Annotated in this window: 18 protein-coding genes; 15 read left to right on the plus strand and 3 right to left on the minus strand. The window is 31.5% G+C overall.

Annotation, left to right across the window (positions count from 1 at the left end):
- Positions 1 to 18: 18 nt before the first annotated feature.
- On the plus strand, positions 19 to 1,257 hold the full coding sequence (locus tag BN2667_RS03815) for an aminopeptidase (RefSeq protein WP_054251994.1): 1,239 nt from the start codon (positions 19 to 21) through the stop codon (positions 1,255 to 1,257).
- 102 nt (positions 1,258 to 1,359) lie between these two features.
- Here the strand turns inward: BN2667_RS03815 and BN2667_RS03820 are convergent, their stop codons facing one another.
- Positions 1,360 to 1,629: a glutaredoxin domain-containing protein gene (locus BN2667_RS03820; protein WP_054251995.1), complete on the minus strand. Its 270-nt coding sequence runs from the start codon at positions 1,627 to 1,629 to the stop codon at positions 1,360 to 1,362.
- Positions 1,630 to 1,721: 92 nt separating this feature from the next.
- Between BN2667_RS03820 and BN2667_RS03825 the strand changes: the two genes are divergently transcribed.
- The 6 genes from BN2667_RS03825 (at position 1,722) to BN2667_RS09320 (ending at position 5,004) form a co-directional block, all read left to right on the plus strand.
- Complete coding sequence (locus BN2667_RS03825) at positions 1,722 to 1,970, plus strand: pro-sigmaK processing inhibitor BofA family protein (protein WP_054251996.1); 249 nt, start codon at positions 1,722 to 1,724, stop codon at positions 1,968 to 1,970.
- Between the two features lie 4 nt (positions 1,971 to 1,974).
- Positions 1,975 to 2,454: a DUF2975 domain-containing protein gene (locus tag BN2667_RS03830; protein WP_054251997.1), complete on the plus strand. Its 480-nt coding sequence runs from the start codon at positions 1,975 to 1,977 to the stop codon at positions 2,452 to 2,454.
- Positions 2,455 to 2,488: 34 nt separating this feature from the next.
- Positions 2,489 to 2,674 (plus strand): helix-turn-helix domain-containing protein, encoded by a 186-nt coding sequence (locus BN2667_RS03835; RefSeq protein WP_054252161.1) that lies wholly within the window; start codon positions 2,489 to 2,491, stop codon positions 2,672 to 2,674.
- Positions 2,675 to 2,677: 3 nt separating this feature from the next.
- The gene (locus BN2667_RS03840) at positions 2,678 to 3,427 is read left to right on the plus strand and encodes a sulfite exporter TauE/SafE family protein (RefSeq protein ID WP_054251998.1); all 750 of its coding nucleotides are present in this window, start codon (positions 2,678 to 2,680) and stop codon (positions 3,425 to 3,427) included.
- Between the two features lie 4 nt (positions 3,428 to 3,431).
- Complete coding sequence (locus tag BN2667_RS03845; protein ID WP_054251999.1) at positions 3,432 to 4,532, plus strand: FAD:protein FMN transferase; 1,101 nt, start codon at positions 3,432 to 3,434, stop codon at positions 4,530 to 4,532.
- 286 nt (positions 4,533 to 4,818) lie between these two features.
- Positions 4,819 to 5,004, plus strand: coding sequence for a hypothetical protein (locus BN2667_RS09320; RefSeq protein ID WP_154865144.1), 186 nt, complete (start codon positions 4,819 to 4,821; stop codon positions 5,002 to 5,004).
- Positions 5,005 to 5,038: 34 nt separating this feature from the next.
- On the opposite strand, the gene BN2667_RS03855 is transcribed toward BN2667_RS09320, so the two are convergent.
- The gene (locus tag BN2667_RS03855; protein WP_054252001.1) at positions 5,039 to 6,223 is read right to left on the minus strand and encodes a coenzyme F420-0:L-glutamate ligase; all 1,185 of its coding nucleotides are present in this window, start codon (positions 6,221 to 6,223) and stop codon (positions 5,039 to 5,041) included.
- Between the two features lie 2 nt (positions 6,224 to 6,225).
- The gene (locus BN2667_RS03860) at positions 6,226 to 6,795 is read right to left on the minus strand and encodes a 5-formyltetrahydrofolate cyclo-ligase (protein WP_054252002.1); all 570 of its coding nucleotides are present in this window, start codon (positions 6,793 to 6,795) and stop codon (positions 6,226 to 6,228) included.
- A 73-nt stretch (positions 6,796 to 6,868) separates the two neighbouring features.
- Between BN2667_RS03860 and ftsE the strand changes: the two genes are divergently transcribed.
- From ftsE to coaE, 8 genes are all read left to right on the plus strand, one after another.
- Positions 6,869 to 7,555 (plus strand): cell division ATP-binding protein FtsE, encoded by a 687-nt coding sequence (gene ftsE / locus BN2667_RS03865; RefSeq protein WP_054252003.1) that lies wholly within the window; start codon positions 6,869 to 6,871, stop codon positions 7,553 to 7,555.
- Positions 7,542 to 8,441 carry a permease-like cell division protein FtsX gene (gene ftsX / locus BN2667_RS03870; RefSeq protein ID WP_054252004.1) on the plus strand — a complete coding sequence of 300 codons (900 nt, stop codon included), beginning with the start codon at positions 7,542 to 7,544 and terminating at the stop codon, positions 8,439 to 8,441. The genes ftsE and ftsX overlap by 14 nt, the downstream gene beginning before the upstream one ends.
- Positions 8,442 to 8,445: 4 nt before the next feature.
- Entirely contained in the window at positions 8,446 to 9,642 is a 1,197-nt protein-coding gene (locus tag BN2667_RS03875; protein WP_054252005.1) for a murein hydrolase activator EnvC family protein, read from the plus strand.
- Positions 9,643 to 9,654: 12 nt separating this feature from the next.
- Positions 9,655 to 10,854: a S41 family peptidase gene (locus BN2667_RS03880; RefSeq protein WP_054252006.1), complete on the plus strand. Its 1,200-nt coding sequence runs from the start codon at positions 9,655 to 9,657 to the stop codon at positions 10,852 to 10,854.
- Positions 10,855 to 10,970: 116 nt separating this feature from the next.
- A complete protein-coding gene (uvrB, locus tag BN2667_RS03885) occupies positions 10,971 to 12,974 on the plus strand; it encodes an excinuclease ABC subunit UvrB (protein ID WP_054252007.1) in 2,004 nt (667 codons plus the stop codon).
- Positions 12,949 to 15,771: an excinuclease ABC subunit UvrA gene (gene uvrA, locus BN2667_RS03890; protein WP_054252008.1), complete on the plus strand. Its 2,823-nt coding sequence runs from the start codon at positions 12,949 to 12,951 to the stop codon at positions 15,769 to 15,771. The genes uvrB and uvrA overlap by 26 nt, the downstream gene beginning before the upstream one ends.
- Before the next feature lie 102 nt (positions 15,772 to 15,873).
- Complete coding sequence (gene polA, locus BN2667_RS03895) at positions 15,874 to 18,501, plus strand: DNA polymerase I (RefSeq protein WP_054252009.1); 2,628 nt, start codon at positions 15,874 to 15,876, stop codon at positions 18,499 to 18,501.
- A complete protein-coding gene (gene coaE / locus BN2667_RS03900; RefSeq protein WP_054252010.1) occupies positions 18,488 to 19,108 on the plus strand; it encodes a dephospho-CoA kinase in 621 nt (206 codons plus the stop codon). The genes polA and coaE overlap by 14 nt, the downstream gene beginning before the upstream one ends.
- Position 19,109: the final 1 nt, after the last annotated feature.

The raw sequence follows: 19,109 nt of genomic DNA on the forward strand, positions 1-19,109 counted from the left end.
AAATGGAGGTATAGTAAAATGGAAAATTTTGAAAGAAAACTTGATGAATATGCAAATCTAATTGTATCATTTGGAGCAAATGTACAAAAGGGCAAGCCTGTAAAAATTAAAGCACCAGTTGAGGCAATAGATTTTGTAAGACTACTGGCAAAACACGCCTACGAAAGAGAAGTAAGTGAAGTTATCGTAGTTTGGTCAGATGATATTTTAACTAAAGAAAAATACTTACATGCAGCTGAAGATGTTTTAAAAAACTACCATGACTTTCAAGTAGAAGAAATGGAATATTATTTAAAAAATGACGTTACAAACATCTCTATATATGCTGAAGACCCAGAGTTATTAAAAGACGTAGACCCTGAAAGAATAAAAATGGCTACTGCAGCTAGGCAAAAGAAGACCAAACACCTAATGAAATATACAATGAATGATATGGTTTCTTGGCTTGTAGTTTCAATTCCTACACCAGGCTGGGCAAGAAAAGTTTATCCAGACCTTTCAGTTGACCAAGCTGTTGAAAAACTTTGGGATGATATCTTTAACTTCTGTAGAATTTCTGGTGATGGAAAAGCTATAGAGAAATGGGAAGACCATATTGAAACCCTAAATAGAAGAGGAAAACTTTTAAATGAAAAACAATTTAAAGAACTAAGATACAAGTCTGACAATGGAACAGATTTAAAAGTTGGCCTATGCAATAACCACATTTGGATGACTGCAGCTTCTTATAATGACAACAATGTCCGCTTTATACCAAACATGCCTACAGAAGAAATCTTTACAGCGCCTGATAGAAATAATATCAACGGTAGATTAAAATCTACTAAGCCACTTTCTTATAATGGCGTTTTAATTGATGGCATGGATTTAACTTTTAAAGATGGTAAGGTTGTAGAATTTTCTGCAGAAAAAGGCGAAGAAGCCTTAGCTATGCTTTTAAAAATGGATGAGGGAGCATCTTATCTTGGAGAAGTTGCTTTAGTTCCATTTGATTCCCCAATTTCAAACTCAAATACAATTTTTTACAACACTTTATTTGATGAAAATGCATCTTGTCACTTTGCCTTTGGCAAGGCCTATCCAACAAATGTAGAAGGTGGAGAAAAAATGTCAGATGAAGAGCTTGTAGCTAATGGAATTAATGATTCTGCAGTTCACGAAGACTTTATGGTTGGATCATCATCACTTTCAATAATTGGTATAGCAGAAGATGGATCTGAATTTGAAATATTTAAAAATGGTAACTTTACTTTTTAAAATTATATAAGAATTTGAAAAAGTGCTTGTATTTGTAATGTATACAAGCACTTTTTTATTCAAGAAAATTCTATCCGTACTTTATTAATTTTAAAAATATTCTTAGTCTTTTAATTTTTTGAAATCTTCAATATCATAGGGATTATAAAAATTTTCCCCATCAACTAAAAGACTTGGGATGCCAACCATATTTTCTTTTTTTATTTGTTCAAAATATGGATGAGAGTCTCTTAGTTTTAAAAACTCCTTTAATTCTCTCATAGAATTAGTAATATCTACTTTTCTATAATTTATATTTTCATTTTCTAACTTTTCAACTATTGGCGGACAGTCTGGACATAGTGGTGACATAAATAAAATTACTTCTTTCATAAGTCTTCTCCTTCTTCAACATTTTTATGCTATTAACTACATTTTCATTCTTTATATAGCCATTTTATGTTATTATTATTCTAGGAGGAACCATGAATTTTATTTTTTTATTTTTATTAATTTTAGCTATTTTTGGAGCTTTGGGAAAAATATTTAAATTATCTTTAAAGCTTATGGCTAAGTTATTTTTAAATGCCATTGCTGGTTTTATTTTGTTGTATATTTTAAATTATTTTGGTAGCTTTATAGGGCTGAGTATAGAAATAAATATTTTTTCTACGATTTTTGTAGGAATATTTGGAATATTTGGAATTATCGTTTTATTAATTTTAGGCAGGTGATAAGATGAAAGACAGAAAACAAATTAAGGTTTTACAATTTATTTTAGTTATTTTAGGTTTAGTAATGCTCTATGCGGCTATTGCAGTTTTGCCTCAGTTAGTTGACTTTTCTATTGAAACTTATAGGGAGATTGCCTACCTAGCAAAACCTGTAAATATTTTAGTTTTAATTTCTGCTTTTCCATTTTTTGTGGTACTAATAGAATCTTTTTTTCTAACAACTTATATTTTATCAGATGATATTTATACTGCTAAGCCGCTAAAATCACTAAATATTGTAGCTATTTCTAGTATTACAATATTGGTTTTATTTATTATCATAACCATATTATTTATTTCTAATGACTATTTTACTCCTTTACTTGCAGTTATTCTTTTTCTAGTTATTATTTCATCTTTGGTGATAGCAGTTTTTTCTAGAATTTTATATATTTTAGTTAAAAAGGCAACCATTCTCAAAGAAGATAATGACTTAACAATATGAGGTGAGTGAATTGATTATTGTTAATTTAGATGAAATGTTAGAAAAAAGAAATATGTCTGTTACAGAGTTAAGTGAAAGAGTGGGAATCACCATGGCAAATATTTCTATTTTAAAAAATAACAAAGCCAAGGCCATTAGGTTTACTACCCTAGAAGCTATATGCAAGGTCCTTGAATGCCAGCCAGGTGATATTTTAGAATTTGTAGATGATGAGGAATAGATTATGAAAATAGTATTTTTGTGTATAATGGGTTTTGTTGCAGCAATTGTCGATGCTATTGCAGGTGGAAGTGGTTTAATAACAATACCTGCCTATATGATTGCTGGCCTTGACCCTCACGTTCTATTGGGAACAAATAAATTTGCTTCAGTTGCAGGAACATCTATGTCGACCTATACTTATGCAAGGTCTGATAAAATAGATTGGTCTTTAATGCTAAGGCTAGCTCCATTTTCTTTAATAGGGGCAATGTTAGGGGTAAATACTGTTTTAAAAGTTGATTCAACTATTTTAGAGCCAATAATTTTAGTTATTTTAATTCTGGTTGGGATATATACAATGTTGAAAAAAGACATTGGTCTCGTGAATAATTATCAGGGCTTTAATTCAACTAGTTTAAAAAAAGGAATTCTTGTGGCCTTGGCTCTAGGCTTTTATGATGGATTTTTTGGACCAGGAACTGGAACCTTTATTATTTTTTCCCTTATTAAAGTTTTTGGCTTTTCATTTGTGATGGCTAGTGCAAACTCTAAAGTTTTAAATTTATCATCTAACTTTATGAGTTTAATCTTATTTGCAATTAATAAAAAAATAAATTACTCTATAGGAATACCTGTTGCAATTTCTATGATGCTTGGTGCCTTTGTAGGTTCTAGGCTAGTAGTAGACAAGGGAGATAAATTTGTAAAACCGATTTTTATTATTATGGCCCTTGCAGCAGCGGTAAAAGTTTTTTATGGGATGGTATTTTAATTTTATGAAAAGATTTTTTTTGATTTTAATTTGTGCTTTAACTTTGACTTTAACTTCTTGTCAAAAAAAAGAAGTAATAGAGGATAAGTACACTTATAATTTTTTTGGAACTTTTGATACAGTAGTTTATACAGTTATGTATGCAGAAAATGAAGAAAAAGCCAAGGAATATAATGATTTTATAGAAAAAAGATTTAACGACTTGCACAAAAAATTTGACAAGTATAACAACTATGACGGAATTAATAACTGCAAGACCATTAACGATATGGCAGGAAAGGAAGCTGTAAAAGTTTCTGATGAACTTTTTGATCTTATTGAAAAGTCTATTAAATACTATAAGGACTATTCAGATGAAGCTGATATATCCTTAGGTGCACTTTTAAATGTTTGGTCTGACTATAGAGATTTAAACCAAAATTTAGATGCAAGTGATGATATAAAAGATGATGACCTTTTGCCAAGCCAAGAAGAACTAGAAAAGGCAAATTCTTTTACAGGAATGGAGCAGATCCATCTTGATCCAGAAAATAAAACGGTTTATATAGATAATGACAATACTCAGATTGACCTAGGTGCAATTGCTAAAGGTTATGCAGTTGAGCTTGTTTGTAGAGAAGTAGAAGAACTAGGATGTGATTCACTACTAATTAGCGCAGGAGGCAATGTAAAGTCTATTGGTCATCCTAATGACGGAATTAGAGCAAGATGGGGAGTAGGAATTCAAAATCCAGATATATTATTTCCTAAAGAAGGTGAATCTAATATACTTGAAACTATATTTGTATCTGGTCAAAGTGTTGTTACTAGTGGAGACTATCAAAGATATTTTGTAGTTGATGGAAAAGTTTATCACCATTTAATTGACAAAGATACCCTATATCCTGGTGATTATTTTAGGGCAGTAACTGTTGTAACAGAAGACTCAGCCCTAGCTGACTTTATGTCCACAGTTATTTATTTAATGCCATACGAAGAGGGCAGAGCCTTAGTAGATAACAATAAGGATGTTGATGCTCTTTGGATAATGAAGGATGGATCAGTTGTAGCCAGTGATGGAATGAAAGAAATTATGCTTTCAGAAGGGGCAACAGGTGCAAAATAGAATGTTTAAAAACAATATAAGAGTTTTCTTTTCATATTTTTTAATAATTCTTCTAAGCTTTGTCTTATTATTTTTTCTAAATAAGTTATTTGTAAATTCAATGATTAGACTTGATAACCTTTTAATCAAAGGGTTCTTCCTCTTAATTTATTTTTTATTTTTTTATTTATTAGGTAAAATAGTAAGCATAAAAGAAAATCCTAGGACTGACTTTTTTTCTTTTATTTTTGTTTTTATATTTGGCCTTATTGTTTTAGGTCTAGCTAGTTTGTCTGGAAGTCTAGCTATGGAGGACAATTTAAATATTATTATTTTGCCAGCCCAAGTTTTTTTAAGTCCTTATATTTTTGTTTTATCAATTTTTGGGAAGAGGATTGGCTTTATAAATTATATCATTTTATCTATATTGTTTTCGATTTTAATTGGATTTTCAACTAAGAGAAAGAGAGTTGTTCATAGGTATAAGAGATAAAAAAATCCCAGTTTTGAACTGGGACTTTTTATTTTTATTCACTTGCAAAATTATCAAAGTATCCTTGGACTAAGACAACTGGTGTGCCTTTGTCTCCTGAACCAGACATTAAATCACATAAGGATCCTAAAAGGTCTGTTATTTGTCTAGGAGTAGTTCCTAGAGATTCTGCTCTTGAAAATAAGTCTTGGTCTTTAGCGTAAATTTTTTGTTTTATCATGTTAACTGCTTCTTCTCCGTAGACATTTTCAAGTTCAGTATCTGCAATGTATTTAATTTTAATTTCATTTGGAATTCCCTTTAGTCCTTCAGTAAAAGCAGGGGACACAACTGGGTCAGCTAGCTCCCAAATTTTTCCCACAGGGTCTCTAAAGGCTCCGTCTCCATAAATCATAACTTCTACCTTAACTCCATAGAAGTCTAAAAATTTTTTTTGTATAGCTTCAACATATTGTTGGCCATCTCTAGGAAATAATTTTAGCTCATTATCAGAAGCTAGGTTAGATCCTAAAACTCCGTATTGAGGATTATAACCAGATCCATTTACTGGATTATTTAAAATATCATCAAGAGTGTAAACTTTTTTTGCTCCGGCTTCTTCTAGAAGTCTTTTTGTTCTTTTTCTAGTGTGAATGTCTGCAGCCAAAACTTCATCTGTATAGTCAAGGATTACTCTGGGATCATTGGCAAAAATAATTTCTAAATTATCTCCTCCAATGTCCTTGTACATTCTTACATAGTCAATGCCAGTAAATTCATGATAGACTTCTTTTCCGAAAAGATCTCTATAATCTTTTTCAGTTAAAATCTTATCATAGGGATTTATTTTAAGCTCATCTAACTTATCTAAACTCATTAAATGGTTACCAACTTCATCTGATGGATAACTTAGTAAGAGGGTAACTTTTTTCCCACTTTCGACAATTCCCTTTAAAATCAAAGAAAATCTATTTCTAGAAAGAATTGGGAAGACTACACCTATATGGGCATCAAACATATCGTCAATATCTTTAGCTATATCAGATGTTGTACAGTAATTTCCTTGGGCTCTAGCAACTAGAGATTCAGTAATTCCAATAACATCCTTATCTTTAAGCTGTAGTTTTTCAGCTTCAACTGCCAATGCAACTGAGTGAAAAACAATATCAACAACATTGTCTCCTTCTCTAACTATAGGAGTTCTTATACCTCTTGCAACTGTTCCTTGAGTTCTACTCATAATTATTTCCTTTCTATTGTTCTCACATCTGTTATAATTTCATCTAAACTAACATCGTGAGGTTCAAAGTCTACATGTTCAACTAATTGAAAATCAAAACAAATTCCAATTTTTTTAGCAGTTACGCTTTCTTGACTTAAAAATTTATCATAATAGCCACCGCCATAACCAATTCTATAAAAATTTTCTCCAAAAATCAATCCTGGTACAAGAACTAAATCTAGTAGCTTTGGATCGACAATATTAATCTTTTCTACAGGTTGGGCAAGAATATTATAATAACCAAGTTCTAAATCGTCAAATGAATTTAATTTGCTGGCGTACATTATATTTTTTTCTTCATCTATAAAGGGAATGTAAATATTTTTCCCTGATGAAGTTGAATTTTTGATGAAATCATGGGTAAATAATTCTGTACCAAAACTAACAAAGACAAAAATATTTTTTGAATTTTTATAATCATTACTAGCTATAAGCTTTGCAATAACTTGTTTTGACAATTCTTTTCTTTTTTTGACATCCAAGGTTCTTCTTTTTTCTTTCATTACTTTTCTTAACACATTTTTATTCATTTATCATCACCACTTTTAATTTTACCTTTATTATACTATAATATTGTGTGGATGACTATTATGAAGGGAAATTATGATTAGATTAGAAAATGTTTTAAAAAAATATGACAATGGTGTCATAGCCTTAAACAATATAAATTTAAATATAAAACTTGGAGAATTTGTATTTTTAATTGGTCCAAGTGGTGCAGGTAAGTCAACTCTGTTAAAACTATTGTCCCATGAAGAACTTCCAACTAAAGGAAGTATTTTTATAGACAATATAAATATTACAAAACTTTCCAGAAGACAGGTTCCATTTCACAGGAGAAAATTAGGCATAGTCTTTCAAGACTTTAAATTACTTCCTAATAAAACTGTTTATGAAAATGTAGCTTATGCATTAGAAATTGTTGGAGCCAGTGGGGCGGATATAAAAAGGCAGGTTCCAAATGTCTTGGCCTTAGTAAACTTATACGACAGGGCGAAATCATATCCAAATCAACTATCAGGTGGCGAGCTTCAAAGAGTTGCTATAGCAAGAGCAGTTGTAAACAAACCAAAGCTTTTATTGGCAGATGAACCTACAGGAAATTTAGACGAAGATACTGCATATGAAATAATGGAAATACTTGATAACATTAATAAAAATGGAACTACAGTTATTATGGCAACACATGCAAAGAATATAGTTGACCAGTATCAAAAAAGAGTTATAAGAATTGATAATGGAATTGTAGCTAGAGATGATATAGGAGGCTATTATTATGAGGAGCCTTAGATCTTTTAAGTCAATGCTAATTAACGGCTTTACAAGTATTTGGAGAAATAAGGCTATGGGCTTTATTTCTATTTTGACTATTTTTGCCGTAATGTTAATTATGGGAATTTTGCTTTTAGGTGTTTTAAATATAAATAACTATGTTAATAATATAAACCAAAGCTTAGACAAGATAGTTGTTTACTTTAACGATGATGCCAGCTTTAAACAAGTTGATAAATTAATGGAAAAGCTTAGTAAGAGAGAAGAAGTCGAAGAAATTGTTTATATTTCTAAAGATCAAGCCATGGTTGACGCAAAAGAAATGTTTAAAGAAAAAGGCTTTGTCTTAAATGGCATTGAAAAAAACCCTCTTCCATCATCTATGGAAATAAAAGTATCTGATATATCCTATGCTGAAGAGCTAGTTAATGAGCTAGAAGGCAATAAGCTAGTTGAAGACAGCAGGTATTTTCAAGATTGGATTAACAGATTTATTAAAATAGATAGAGCCATTAAAATTGGTTCCTTTGTAAGCTTTATAATAATTGTTAGCTTATCTGTTTTTGTAATATCAAATATTATTAAAGTTGCGATTTCATCTAGGGGAACTGAAATTGAAATTATGAAAATAGTTGGAGCAAGTGAATCTTATATAAAGGGTCCTTTTATTATGGAAGGACTTTTCTATTCACTGTTAGGAGCTATACTTGCTTTAGTGGCTATTATAAAACTTTATGAAATGTTTATTGGCCAATATGGACCTAGTATTTTTGAGTACTTGTCTTTTACTTTAGTAGATATAGCGGATATAAAAAGTGATTTAATTAGCATATTTATTGCAATTTCACTTGGAATTGGAACAATTGGAAGTATAGCTTCCCTAAGAAAATATTTAAAGGTGTAAATTTATGAAGTATGTAAAAAAGTTAATTTTATTTGTACTTGCCTTGGTGTTATTTACTAGTAATACAGTATTTGCTGATGCTAAACTTGATTCTCTTAAGGACAAGAAAAAGCAAATGGACGAAAAGGTTCAAAATCAAGAAAGTCAAATCCAAGGTCTTAATCTTCAACTGGACCAAGTCCACCAAGAGATTAGAGATTTAGACTTTAAAATAATGACATCCCAAGATGAATTAGATAAAATTAACCAGCAGCTTTTAGACTTAGAAGAATCAATTGCAAAAAATGAAGAAAACTTAGCCAAGGCCAAGGAAAAATTATCTTCAAAAGAAGAGGACCTTAACACTAGGCTAAGAGAAGAATACAAAAATGGGTCTTATGTGTTTTTAGAAATTTTAATGGACTCATCAAGTATTTCAGATATGTTAAAAAGGCTTGATGTTGTTACAAACATATTAAATCAAGATAGAGAGCTTTTAAAATTTACCAATAAGCAAATTGCTTATATTAGAGATACTGAAAATAAATTAAAGGAACAAAAAGCTGAGTACAAAGAAAAGCTAGCAGCTGAAGAAAGAAAAAAAGCAGAACTAGAAGCAAACAACAAAAAGAAATTAGAGTTTATGGCTATTCTTCAAGAAGACAAGGTTCAAGCTGAAGCTGAGTATAACGAATTTGTAAAGCTAACTCAGTCTTTAGATGCTGAAATTGTAAAGCTTGAAAAAGAATTAGAAGAAAAGAGAAAAGCTGAAGAAGCTAGGAGAAAAGCTGAAGAAGAAAGAAGAAAGGCAGCTGGTGAAGTTGTTCGCGGAAGTGGTCAACTTTCATGGCCAGTACCAGGATATTCTAGTATATCTTCTTATTATGGCTATAGAGTTCATCCCATTTTCAATACAAAAAAATTTCATGCTGGTATAGATATTCCAGCTCCAATGGGAACACCTGTTAAAGCAGCTATGAGTGGTATAGTAATATTTTCAGGCTGGCAAGGTGGTTATGGAAATGTTGTAATGATATCTCATGGTGGTGACCTTGTAACTGTTTATGCCCACAATTCTTCAAATAAGGTTAGTGTTGGCGATTACGTTGACAGGGGACAAACTATTTCTTTAATGGGTTCAACTGGATTTTCGACAGGTTCTCATAGTCACTTTGAAGTTAGAATTAATGGATCTACCGTAAATCCATTAGCTTATTTATAAGGAGTAATTGTGATGAAAAAAAGCAAAATTTTTTTATTGGTTTTAATAATTATTTTAACTAACCTTATAACCTTTAACCTTGGTAGAAATCTTAATTCTTATACTTTAGCTGCTAACAAAGGTGATGTTGATAAAATAGAAAGTGACCAAGTTAATAAGTTAATTTATCTAGAAAATTATATTAACAGTTACTATTTAAGAGATGTCACAAAAGAAGACCTATATACTGGCCAACTTAAAGGAATGGTTGCAGCCTTAAATGATCCTTATTCACAATATTTAACAGAAGAGGAATTTAATGAGTTGATGGAAGATACTACTGGAACATTTTTTGGCATAGGAGTTTATATAAGTTCTTCTAATGGCTATGTAACTGTAGTAAGTCCTATTAGAAATACACCAGCTGAAGAAGCAGGCCTATTGCCAGGAGATATTATTTTAAAAGTTGATGGAGTAGAGGTAAGTGGAGAAGACGTCTCTAAGGCATCAAAGCTTATTAAAGGGAAAAAAGGAACAGATGTCTTACTTACCATTGTGAGAAAAGACGAAAATGAAAAGCCAAATACCTTTGATTTAAAAGTAAGACGAGATGAAATTGAAGTTATTACAGTAAATTCAAAAACTCTTGAAAATAATATTCTCTATATTAGTATTTCACAATTTAATGATAATACTTATAAAGAGTTTGCCCAAGCACTAGAAGAGATTAAAGCTGACACAAAGGGAATAATTTTAGATTTAAGATCAAATCCTGGTGGTCTTTTAGATGCTTGTAGGAATGTTGCAGATACTTTACTGCCTGAAGGACTAATTTATTATACCAAGGACAGGCAAGGACAAATTATAGATGAAGGTATTTCAGATGCTAACATGGTAGACCTGCCAATGGTAACATTAATTAATGGAGGATCTGCATCTGCTTCTGAAATTTTATCAGGTGCTCTAAGAGACCACAAGAGATCTATTCTAATAGGAGAAAAATCTTTTGGCAAAGGTGTAGTTCAAACAATAAATAGATTTTCGACAAGGGATGGAATTAAACTAACAATATCTGAATACTTTACACCAAATGGAATATCTATTCATGAAAAGGGTATAGTACCAGATGTAGAGGTTAAATTAGACGATAAAACTACAATAATTGGTGTAGAAAACTTAGAAAACGACAATCAACTACAAAGGGCTATTGAAGAATTAAAAAAGATTATTTAAGTCGGCAGTTTTGTCGACTTTCTTTATTGTTAGAAAATATTTAAAGACGATTAATGTTGACAAAATTTTTATAGTTAACTACAATAAAACAAATGTTCTAAAAAAGGAGGCAGGATATGAACAAATTTATTTTACACTCAGACTTTGAGCCTACAGGAGACCAACCACAGGCTATTGATTATCTTGCTAATTCTATAAATCAAGGAAACAAAGATCAAATACTTCTAGGTGTAACAGGTTCAGGAAAAACTTATACTATGGCTAATGTAATAGAAAAAGTTCAAAAGCCTACTTTAGTAATAGCTCATAATAAAACCCTAGCATATCAATTAGCTAGTGAGTTTAAGGAGTTTTTTCCAGAAAATGCTGTAGAGTATTTTGTTTCTTACTATGATTACTATCAGCCAGAGGCCTATGTCCCACAATCTGATACTTTTATTGAAAAAGATTCATCTATTAATGATGAAATTGATAAGCTTAGACACTCGGCAACTCTTTCTCTTTTTGAAAGAAGAGATGTAATAATTGTTGCTTCTGTATCTTGTATCTATGGTCTTGGAGATCCAATTGATTATAAAGAGCTTGTTTTGTCATTAAGGCCAGGAATGATAAAAGATCGAAATGAAGTTATTAATAAGTTAGTGGAAATTCAATACGATAGAAATGACTACGACTTTAAAAGAGGAACCTTTAGAGCAAAGGGAGATACCTTAGAAATATTTCCAGCCTCATCGTCTGACAATGTTTATAGGGTAGAATTTTTTGGAGACGAAGTTGACAGAATTACAGAAATAAATTATTTGACTGGAGAAATTATTGGTTTTAGAAAACATATTTTAGTTTATCCAGCATCACACTATGCCACTACCTCAGATAAAGTTGAGAAAGCAATAATCACAATTGAAGAGGAATTAGAAGATAGAATTAAGTATTTTGAAGATAACAACAAACTTCTTGAAGCCCAAAGAATTGAACAGAGAACTAGATATGACTTAGAAATGCTAAGGGAAGTTGGATTTTGTTCTGGAATAGAAAATTATTCAAGACATTTAAGCCAAAGGGCGCCAGGTTCAAGGCCTTATACCTTAATTGATTATTTTCCAAAAGACTTTTTAACAATAATTGATGAGTCTCATGTTACAGTGCCACAAATTCGAGGTATGTATGCAGGAGATAGGTCTAGGAAAGAAACTTTAGTAGAATATGGCTTCAGACTTCCATCTGCCTTAGACAATAGACCCCTTCAATTTAATGAGTTTGAGTCTTTAATGAATCAGACAATTTATGTTTCTGCAACCCCTGGGCCTTATGAAAAAGAAAAGACAAATTTAATAGCTGAACAAATTATTAGACCTACAGGCCTACTTGATCCACTTATAGACGTAAGGCCAAGTAAAAATCAAATTGATGATTTAATAAATGAAATCAATATAAGAGTAGAAAATAAAGAAAGAACACTAGTAACTACTTTAACTAAAAAAATGGCAGAAGACCTTACCAAGTATTTAAAAGAAATGGGAATCAAGGTAACCTATATGCATTCTGATATTGATACTGTTGAAAGGATGGAAATAATAAGAGACTTAAGACTTGGAGAATATGATGTCCTAGTTGGAATTAACCTATTAAGAGAAGGCTTAGACCTACCAGAAGTTTCCCTAATTGCAATAATTGATGCAGACAAGGAAGGATTTTTAAGAAGTGAAACCTCTTTAATACAAACTGCAGGAAGGGCAGCTAGAAATGTTAATGGCAAGGTAATTATGTATGCAGACAGTCTTACAAATTCTATGGAAAGGACTATTTCAGAAACTAATAGAAGAAGAATTATCCAAGATACCTACAATAAAAAACACAATATTATTCCAAGGTCAGTATCAAAGTCAATAAGAGAAATAATAGATTCTACCTTAGTTGCTGATTCAAATGAATCATATAGGACTCAAGAAAGTCTTGATGATTTAACTGCTATGATAGAGGCAGCAGAAGTAAATATGTTGGAGGCAGCAGAAAAATTAGACTTTGAAAGAGCTGCTGAGTTTAGAGACAGAGGAAGAGAATTAAAAAAATTATATAACAAGGCGAAGAAAAAATATGACAGAGAAAAAAATAAAAATTAGAGGGGCGAAAGTCCACAATTTAAAAAATATAGATTTAGAATTACCTAGAGACAAGTTTATTGTCTTTACAGGGCTTTCTGGATCAGGTAAATCATCCTTGGCCTTTGATACTATTTACGCCGAAGGACAAAGAAGATATGTAGAAAGTTTATCCTCCTACGCCAGACAGTTCTTAGGACAAATGGACAAGCCTGATGTAGAAAGTATAGATGGTCTTAGTCCGTCAATTTCCATCGACCAAAAGACAACAAGTAAAAATCCAAGATCAACTGTAGGAACAACTACAGAGATTTACGACTACCTAAGATTACTTTATGCAAATATAGGAATACCTTATTGTCCAAAATGTGGCAAGCCAATTAAAAATATGACAGTAGACCAAATGGCAGACTATATTCACTCACTCGATGAGGGAAGTAGAATTATGATTCTAGCACCTGTTGTTAAAGACAAAAAAGGCCAACATAAAACAATCCTAGAAAGAATTAAGAAAAATGGCTTTTCAAGAGTGATTGTAGATGGAGAAGTTTATACCTTTGATGAAGACCTAAACTTAGATAAAAATAAAAAACACAACATTGACATTGTTGTTGACAGACTTATAGTTAGAGAAGACATGGGAGCAAGGCTAGTTGATTCTATTGAACTAGCTTTAAAAGAAGGTGACGGAATTTTAATTGTAGACAAGATGAATGGTGAAAGAGTAACCTTAAATACTTCAATGTCTTGTGTTGACTGTGGAATTTCTTATGACGAAATAACTCCAAGATTATTTTCCTTTAACGCACCTTTTGGAGCCTGCCCAACTTGTAACGGTATTGGATTTTCTAAAAGGCCTGATATTAGAAAGATTATTCCAGATAAAAATAAAAGTATTTCCCAAGGAGCCATAGCTTGTTATTCAAATCAAAAGGGCACTTACTATCTAACAATGATAGAAGAATTAGCAAAAGCTTATGGCTTTGATCCTAAAAAGCCAATAAAAGATGCTCCTGAAGATTTTATGGACGCGCTTTTAAATGGAACTAACAAGAGTATCTCTTTTAACTTTAACTCATTTTATTCTGGTGATAAAAAATATAAGGGGGACTTTGAAGGAGTTTTCAATAACCTTTTAAGAAGATACAATACAGGCTCAAGTGACTTTTCTCACGACAGAATAGATGAATTTATGACTGAAGTGAAGTGCCCCAACTGTCATGGCAAGAGATTAAAAGATGAGGTTCTTGCAATAAAAATTAATGGTAAGTCTATTATTGACTTTACTGATATGAATATCCAAGACGAACTAGACTTTATAAATTCTCTGGTACTAACAGAAAAGGAAGCAATAATTGCTGAACAAATTGTAAGAGAAATAAAGGCTAGACTTGAATTTTTATTAGATGTAGGTCTGGGATATTTAAACTTGTCTAGAATGACTGGGACTTTATCAGGAGGAGAGGCACAAAGAATTAGACTGGCCACTCAAATCGGCTCTAAATTAGTTGGCGTAACCTATGTTTTAGATGAGCCTAGTATTGGCCTTCACCAAAGAGATAACCATTTACTAATTGGAACTTTGAGAGAACTAACAGACTTAGGCAATACCTTAATTGTAGTTGAACACGATGAAGACACGATGAGAGCTAGTGATTTAATAGTTGACATTGGACCAGGAGCAGGAGTTCATGGTGGAGAAATAATTGAAGTTGGAACTATTAAAGATCTTGAGAAAAATCCAAGGTCTATTACTGGTAAGTATTTGTCAAAGAAAAAACAAATTCCAATACCTGAAAAGAGAAGAGAGGGCAATGGAAAGAGCATAATAATTAAAGGCGCCAGAGAAAATAATTTAAAAAATATTGATGTTGAAATTCCACTTGGGAAATTTGTTGTTGTAACAGGAGTTTCAGGATCTGGAAAGTCTTCTTTAATTAACGAAATACTTTCAAAAAAACTGTGGCAAGACTTTAATAATCCTTCAATTATTCCAGGAGAATTTGATTCAATTGCAGGGGAAGAAAATATAGATAAAATTGTCACTATAGATCAAAGCCCAATAGGGAAAACGCCAAGGTCTAATCCAGCAACTTATACAGGGGCCTTTGATATAGTTAGAGATATTTTTGCTTCCACAAACGAATCCAAGGCTAGAGGCTATAAAAAAGGTAGATTCTCTTTTAATGTAAAGGGAGGAAGATGTGAAGCCTGCAAGGGAGATGGAATTATTAAAGTTGAAATGCACTTCCTATCTGACGTTTATGTGCCATGTGAAGTTTGTTCTGGCAAAAGGTATAATAGAGAAACCCTACAAGTTAAATATAAGGGAAAAACTATTAGCGATGTTTTAGATATGACTGTGGACGAGGCTATAGAATTCTTTTCAGTCCACCAAAGATTGAAAAAGAAGTTACAAACTCTTCACGATGTTGGTTTAGGATATATAAAAATAGGCCAACCATCAACCCAACTTTCAGGAGGAGAGGCTCAAAGAATAAAGCTTGCAACTGAATTAAGTAAAATTTCTACAGGCAAGACCCTTTATGTTTTAGACGAACCTACTACAGGTCTTCATGCAGCAGACATCCACAAACTTGTCGATGTATTAAACAGACTAGTCGAACTTGGAAATACAGTTTTAGTAATTGAGCATAATCTAGATGTTATAAAAACTGCTGATTATATAATTGACCTAGGACCAGAAGGTGGAGATGGAGGTGGCAGAGTTATTGCTAAAGGAACGCCTGAAGAAGTTGCAAATACAAAGGGATCCTATACAGGAGAATTTTTAAAAGAAATACTAAATGAAAACTAGGACTTTGAGTTTTTTTAGATTTATTATATAATAGAATAGAGAAGTTGATAGAGCATTTGAGTTTTAACTTAAGTGCTCTCTTTAATATGAATAGGAGAAATTATGAAAAATTACTTGATTGTAGATGGAAGTTCAATTTTATTTAGATCTTTTTACGCTCTGCCACCAATGAACACTACTGATGGGAAGTCAACAAATGCCCTGGTAGGTTTTATGAATATTCTTTTAAAGGCAATTGAAATGATTGAGCCAGATAATATTGCAGTATGTTTTGATCTGAAGGGAAAAACATTTAGATCAGATATTTTTTCAGCCTATAAGGCCAATAGGTCACCAGCTCCTGAAGAGCTTTCAGAACAATTTATTTATATTAAAGAAATCCTAAATGCCTTTTCAATAAAGTACTTTGAACTTGAAGGTTATGAAGCTGATGACTTAGCTGGAACTCTTTCAAAAGACGCTGAAAGTAAGGGCTATAAAGTTTATCTGCTATCAGGAGACAAGGACTATCTTCAATTAGTAGATAAAAACACCAGCTTATTATATACAAAAACAGGAATTTCAGATATTGATGAATATACAGTTGAAAAAGTATATGAAGACATGAAAATAAGTCCAAGTCAAATTATAGATTTAAAGGCCCTAATGGGTGATAAATCTGATAACATTCCTGGAGTTGATGGAGTTGGAGAGAAGACAGCTTTAAAACTCTTATACGAATTTGAAAACATAGAAAATCTTTATGCCAATACTGACAAATTAAAAAAGAACAAGACCAACGAAAAAATAATTTCTAGCAAGGACATAGCATTTTTAAGTAAGGAATTAGCCACAATAAACACCAAATCTCCTATTGATTTAGATGACGCAAAAACTGCTTATGGAAACTATAACGAAGATGACCTTGCAGATGCTTTAAATAAATATCAGCTAAATGCACTGATAAATAGATTAAATCTTTCAACTGATAGGGCAAAAGTAACAAAAGAAGAGATAAAAACAGAAAAGAACAAAAACCTTAGCGATATAATTAGCGAGATAAAAAAAGATAAAATTTTCGCTTTTAAAATTTTTGCCAGTGATAAGGCTTATGTAGGTGGACAAGTATTTAAAATTGGCATAAAAACCAAGGACAATTATTACATTAATGACATCAAGAGCTTGGAAGATTTTAAAGGTATATTTGAAGACGAATCTATAGAAAAAATAGGCTATGAAATAAAAGAAGATATCCTTCAACTTATTCACAATGACATTGACATAAAAAATTATACAGCTGATATAAGCCTAGGCCAATATATATTAAATCCATCAGATAACGACTATTCAATAGAAAGACTGGCCTACCTTTATGGTGTAAATCTTTCAAATAATATGCCTGATAAAAAGGACTTTAAAAAACCTATTAGCACTTGGAATGAAGATCTTCAAGATTCTTATTTAGTAAACATCCTTAAGACAACTTGGAATGTTTATACTTTACAAAAAGAAAAAATTACTGAAGAAGAAATGGACCATCTTTACTATGATCTAGAGCTTCCACTTACAAAAGTTTTAGCAGATATGGAATATAGTGGAGTGTTTGTTGACCAAGAAGAATTAGAAAAAATTGGCAAAGACTTAGATAGTCAACTTGAATATCTTATCGATAATATTTATAGGCTGGCAGGAGAAGAATTTAATATAAATTCCCCTAAACAACTTTCTGAAATTTTATTTGAAAAACTTGACCTTCCACCTGTAAAGAAGACAAAAACAGGTTACTCTACAAATATTGAAGTTCTAGAACAACTTGAGGATAAACATGAAATAATTTCTTATATTATCAAGTATAGGACTATTGCTAAGCTTAAAAGCACCTATGTTGATGGACTGTTTCCATATATAGTTGGAGATGAAAAGAGAATTCATTCATCTTTTAACCAAACCATTACAGCCACAGGAAGAATTTCCTCAACAGAACCAAACTTACAAAATATTCCAGTAAGAAGTGAAGAGGGAAGGGAACTTAGAAAAATCTTCAAGGCAAAAGCTGGACATAAGTTAATTGATGCAGACTATTCTCAAATTGAACTAAGAATTTTAGCAGATATATCTAACGACAAAAACATGCTAGAAGCCTTTGAAAACAATGACGACATTCACACAACAACTGCAGCAAAAGTATTTGGAGTTGATAAAAAAGATGTTACGCCACTACTAAGGTCAAGGGCAAAGGCAGTAAACTTTGGCATAGTTTATGGAATAAGTGACTTTGGACTTTCAAGAGACTTAAAAATTCCAAGAGCTGAAGCTAAAGAATATATAGACAATTACTTTGCTAGATTTTCTGGAGTAAAAGACTATATGGACACTATAGTTAAAGAAGCCAAGGAAAAAAAATTTGTAACTACTAAACTAGGTAGAAGAAGATATCTCCCAGAGCTAGAGTCTAGAAACTTTAATATTAGAAGTGCAGGAGAGAGAATAGCCTTAAACACACCAATTCAAGGCACAGCTGCTGATATTATAAAAATAGCCATGGTAGATGTTTATAGAGAATTAAAAGATAGAAAACTTAAAACAAAACTTATCTTACAAATCCATGACGAACTTATTTTAGAAGCTCCTTTAGAGGAAGTAGATGAAGTCAAGGAAATTTTAAGAAGTAAAATGGAAGATGCTATTGAACTAAAAACTAAGTTACTAGTTGACTTAGAAGTTGGAGACTCTTGGTATGATGCAAAATAAGCCATATATTGTAGGGATAACTGGTGGAATAGCCAGTGGAAAATCTACAGTTACTAAACATTTAAAGGGTCTAGGCTATGAAGTTATTGATTTTGATAAAATTTCAAAAGAAGTACTTGAAAATAGGTTTGTTATTAGAGAAGTCTCTATGACTTTTGGTGATTATATTCTAGATGGTGATAAAGTAAATAGAAGTCGCCTTGCTAAAGTAATTTTTAATGATAGATATGCAAGGCAAAAGCTTAATGAAATTATGCATCCAAGAATTTATATGAAGGCAACCAGGGAAATAAAAAAACTACACAATGAAAAAATTATTTTTTTAGATATTCCTTTATTATTTGAAAGTAAAAACTCTTATCCAAAATTTTATTCGCAAATAAACGAAATTTGGGTAGTAAGCTCAAACAAAAATATTCAAATATCCAGACTTATGCTTAGAGATCAGATAAATTTAGACGAAGCTGAAGGTAAAATAGATTCTCAGCTAAAACTACAATTAAAAGAAAAATTAGCAGATACAATTATTTATAATAACGGGGACTTAGAAAACCTCTACAGCCAAGTAGATGACCAGTTAAAAAATTTATTAGAAGGGTTTAAGTAAG

This window comes from Neofamilia massiliensis (genome assembly GCF_001299475.1).
Taxonomy (GTDB): domain Bacteria; phylum Bacillota; class Clostridia; order Tissierellales; family Peptoniphilaceae; genus Neofamilia; species Neofamilia massiliensis.

Coding starts and splice junctions, on each gene's coding strand:
- BN2667_RS03815 (WP_054251994.1), top strand. CDS start 19: ATGGAAAATTTTGAAAGAAAACTTGATGAATATGCAAATCTAATTGTA.
- BN2667_RS03820 (WP_054251995.1), bottom strand. CDS start 1,629: ATGAAAGAAGTAATTTTATTTATGTCACCACTATGTCCAGACTGTCCG.
- BN2667_RS03825 (WP_054251996.1), top strand. CDS start 1,722: ATGAATTTTATTTTTTTATTTTTATTAATTTTAGCTATTTTTGGAGCT.
- BN2667_RS03830 (WP_054251997.1), top strand. CDS start 1,975: ATGAAAGACAGAAAACAAATTAAGGTTTTACAATTTATTTTAGTTATT.
- BN2667_RS03835 (WP_054252161.1), top strand. CDS start 2,489: ATGTTAGAAAAAAGAAATATGTCTGTTACAGAGTTAAGTGAAAGAGTG.
- BN2667_RS03840 (WP_054251998.1), top strand. CDS start 2,678: ATGAAAATAGTATTTTTGTGTATAATGGGTTTTGTTGCAGCAATTGTC.
- BN2667_RS03845 (WP_054251999.1), top strand. CDS start 3,432: ATGAAAAGATTTTTTTTGATTTTAATTTGTGCTTTAACTTTGACTTTA.
- BN2667_RS09320 (WP_154865144.1), top strand. CDS start 4,819: ATGGAGGACAATTTAAATATTATTATTTTGCCAGCCCAAGTTTTTTTA.
- BN2667_RS03855 (WP_054252001.1), bottom strand. CDS start 6,223: ATGAGTAGAACTCAAGGAACAGTTGCAAGAGGTATAAGAACTCCTATA.
- BN2667_RS03860 (WP_054252002.1), bottom strand. CDS start 6,795: ATGAATAAAAATGTGTTAAGAAAAGTAATGAAAGAAAAAAGAAGAACC.
- ftsE (WP_054252003.1), top strand. CDS start 6,869: ATGATTAGATTAGAAAATGTTTTAAAAAAATATGACAATGGTGTCATA.
- ftsX (WP_054252004.1), top strand. CDS start 7,542: ATGAGGAGCCTTAGATCTTTTAAGTCAATGCTAATTAACGGCTTTACA.
- BN2667_RS03875 (WP_054252005.1), top strand. CDS start 8,446: ATGAAGTATGTAAAAAAGTTAATTTTATTTGTACTTGCCTTGGTGTTA.
- BN2667_RS03880 (WP_054252006.1), top strand. CDS start 9,655: ATGAAAAAAAGCAAAATTTTTTTATTGGTTTTAATAATTATTTTAACT.
- uvrB (WP_054252007.1), top strand. CDS start 10,971: ATGAACAAATTTATTTTACACTCAGACTTTGAGCCTACAGGAGACCAA.
- uvrA (WP_054252008.1), top strand. CDS start 12,949: ATGACAGAGAAAAAAATAAAAATTAGAGGGGCGAAAGTCCACAATTTA.
- polA (WP_054252009.1), top strand. CDS start 15,874: ATGAAAAATTACTTGATTGTAGATGGAAGTTCAATTTTATTTAGATCT.
- coaE (WP_054252010.1), top strand. CDS start 18,488: ATGATGCAAAATAAGCCATATATTGTAGGGATAACTGGTGGAATAGCC.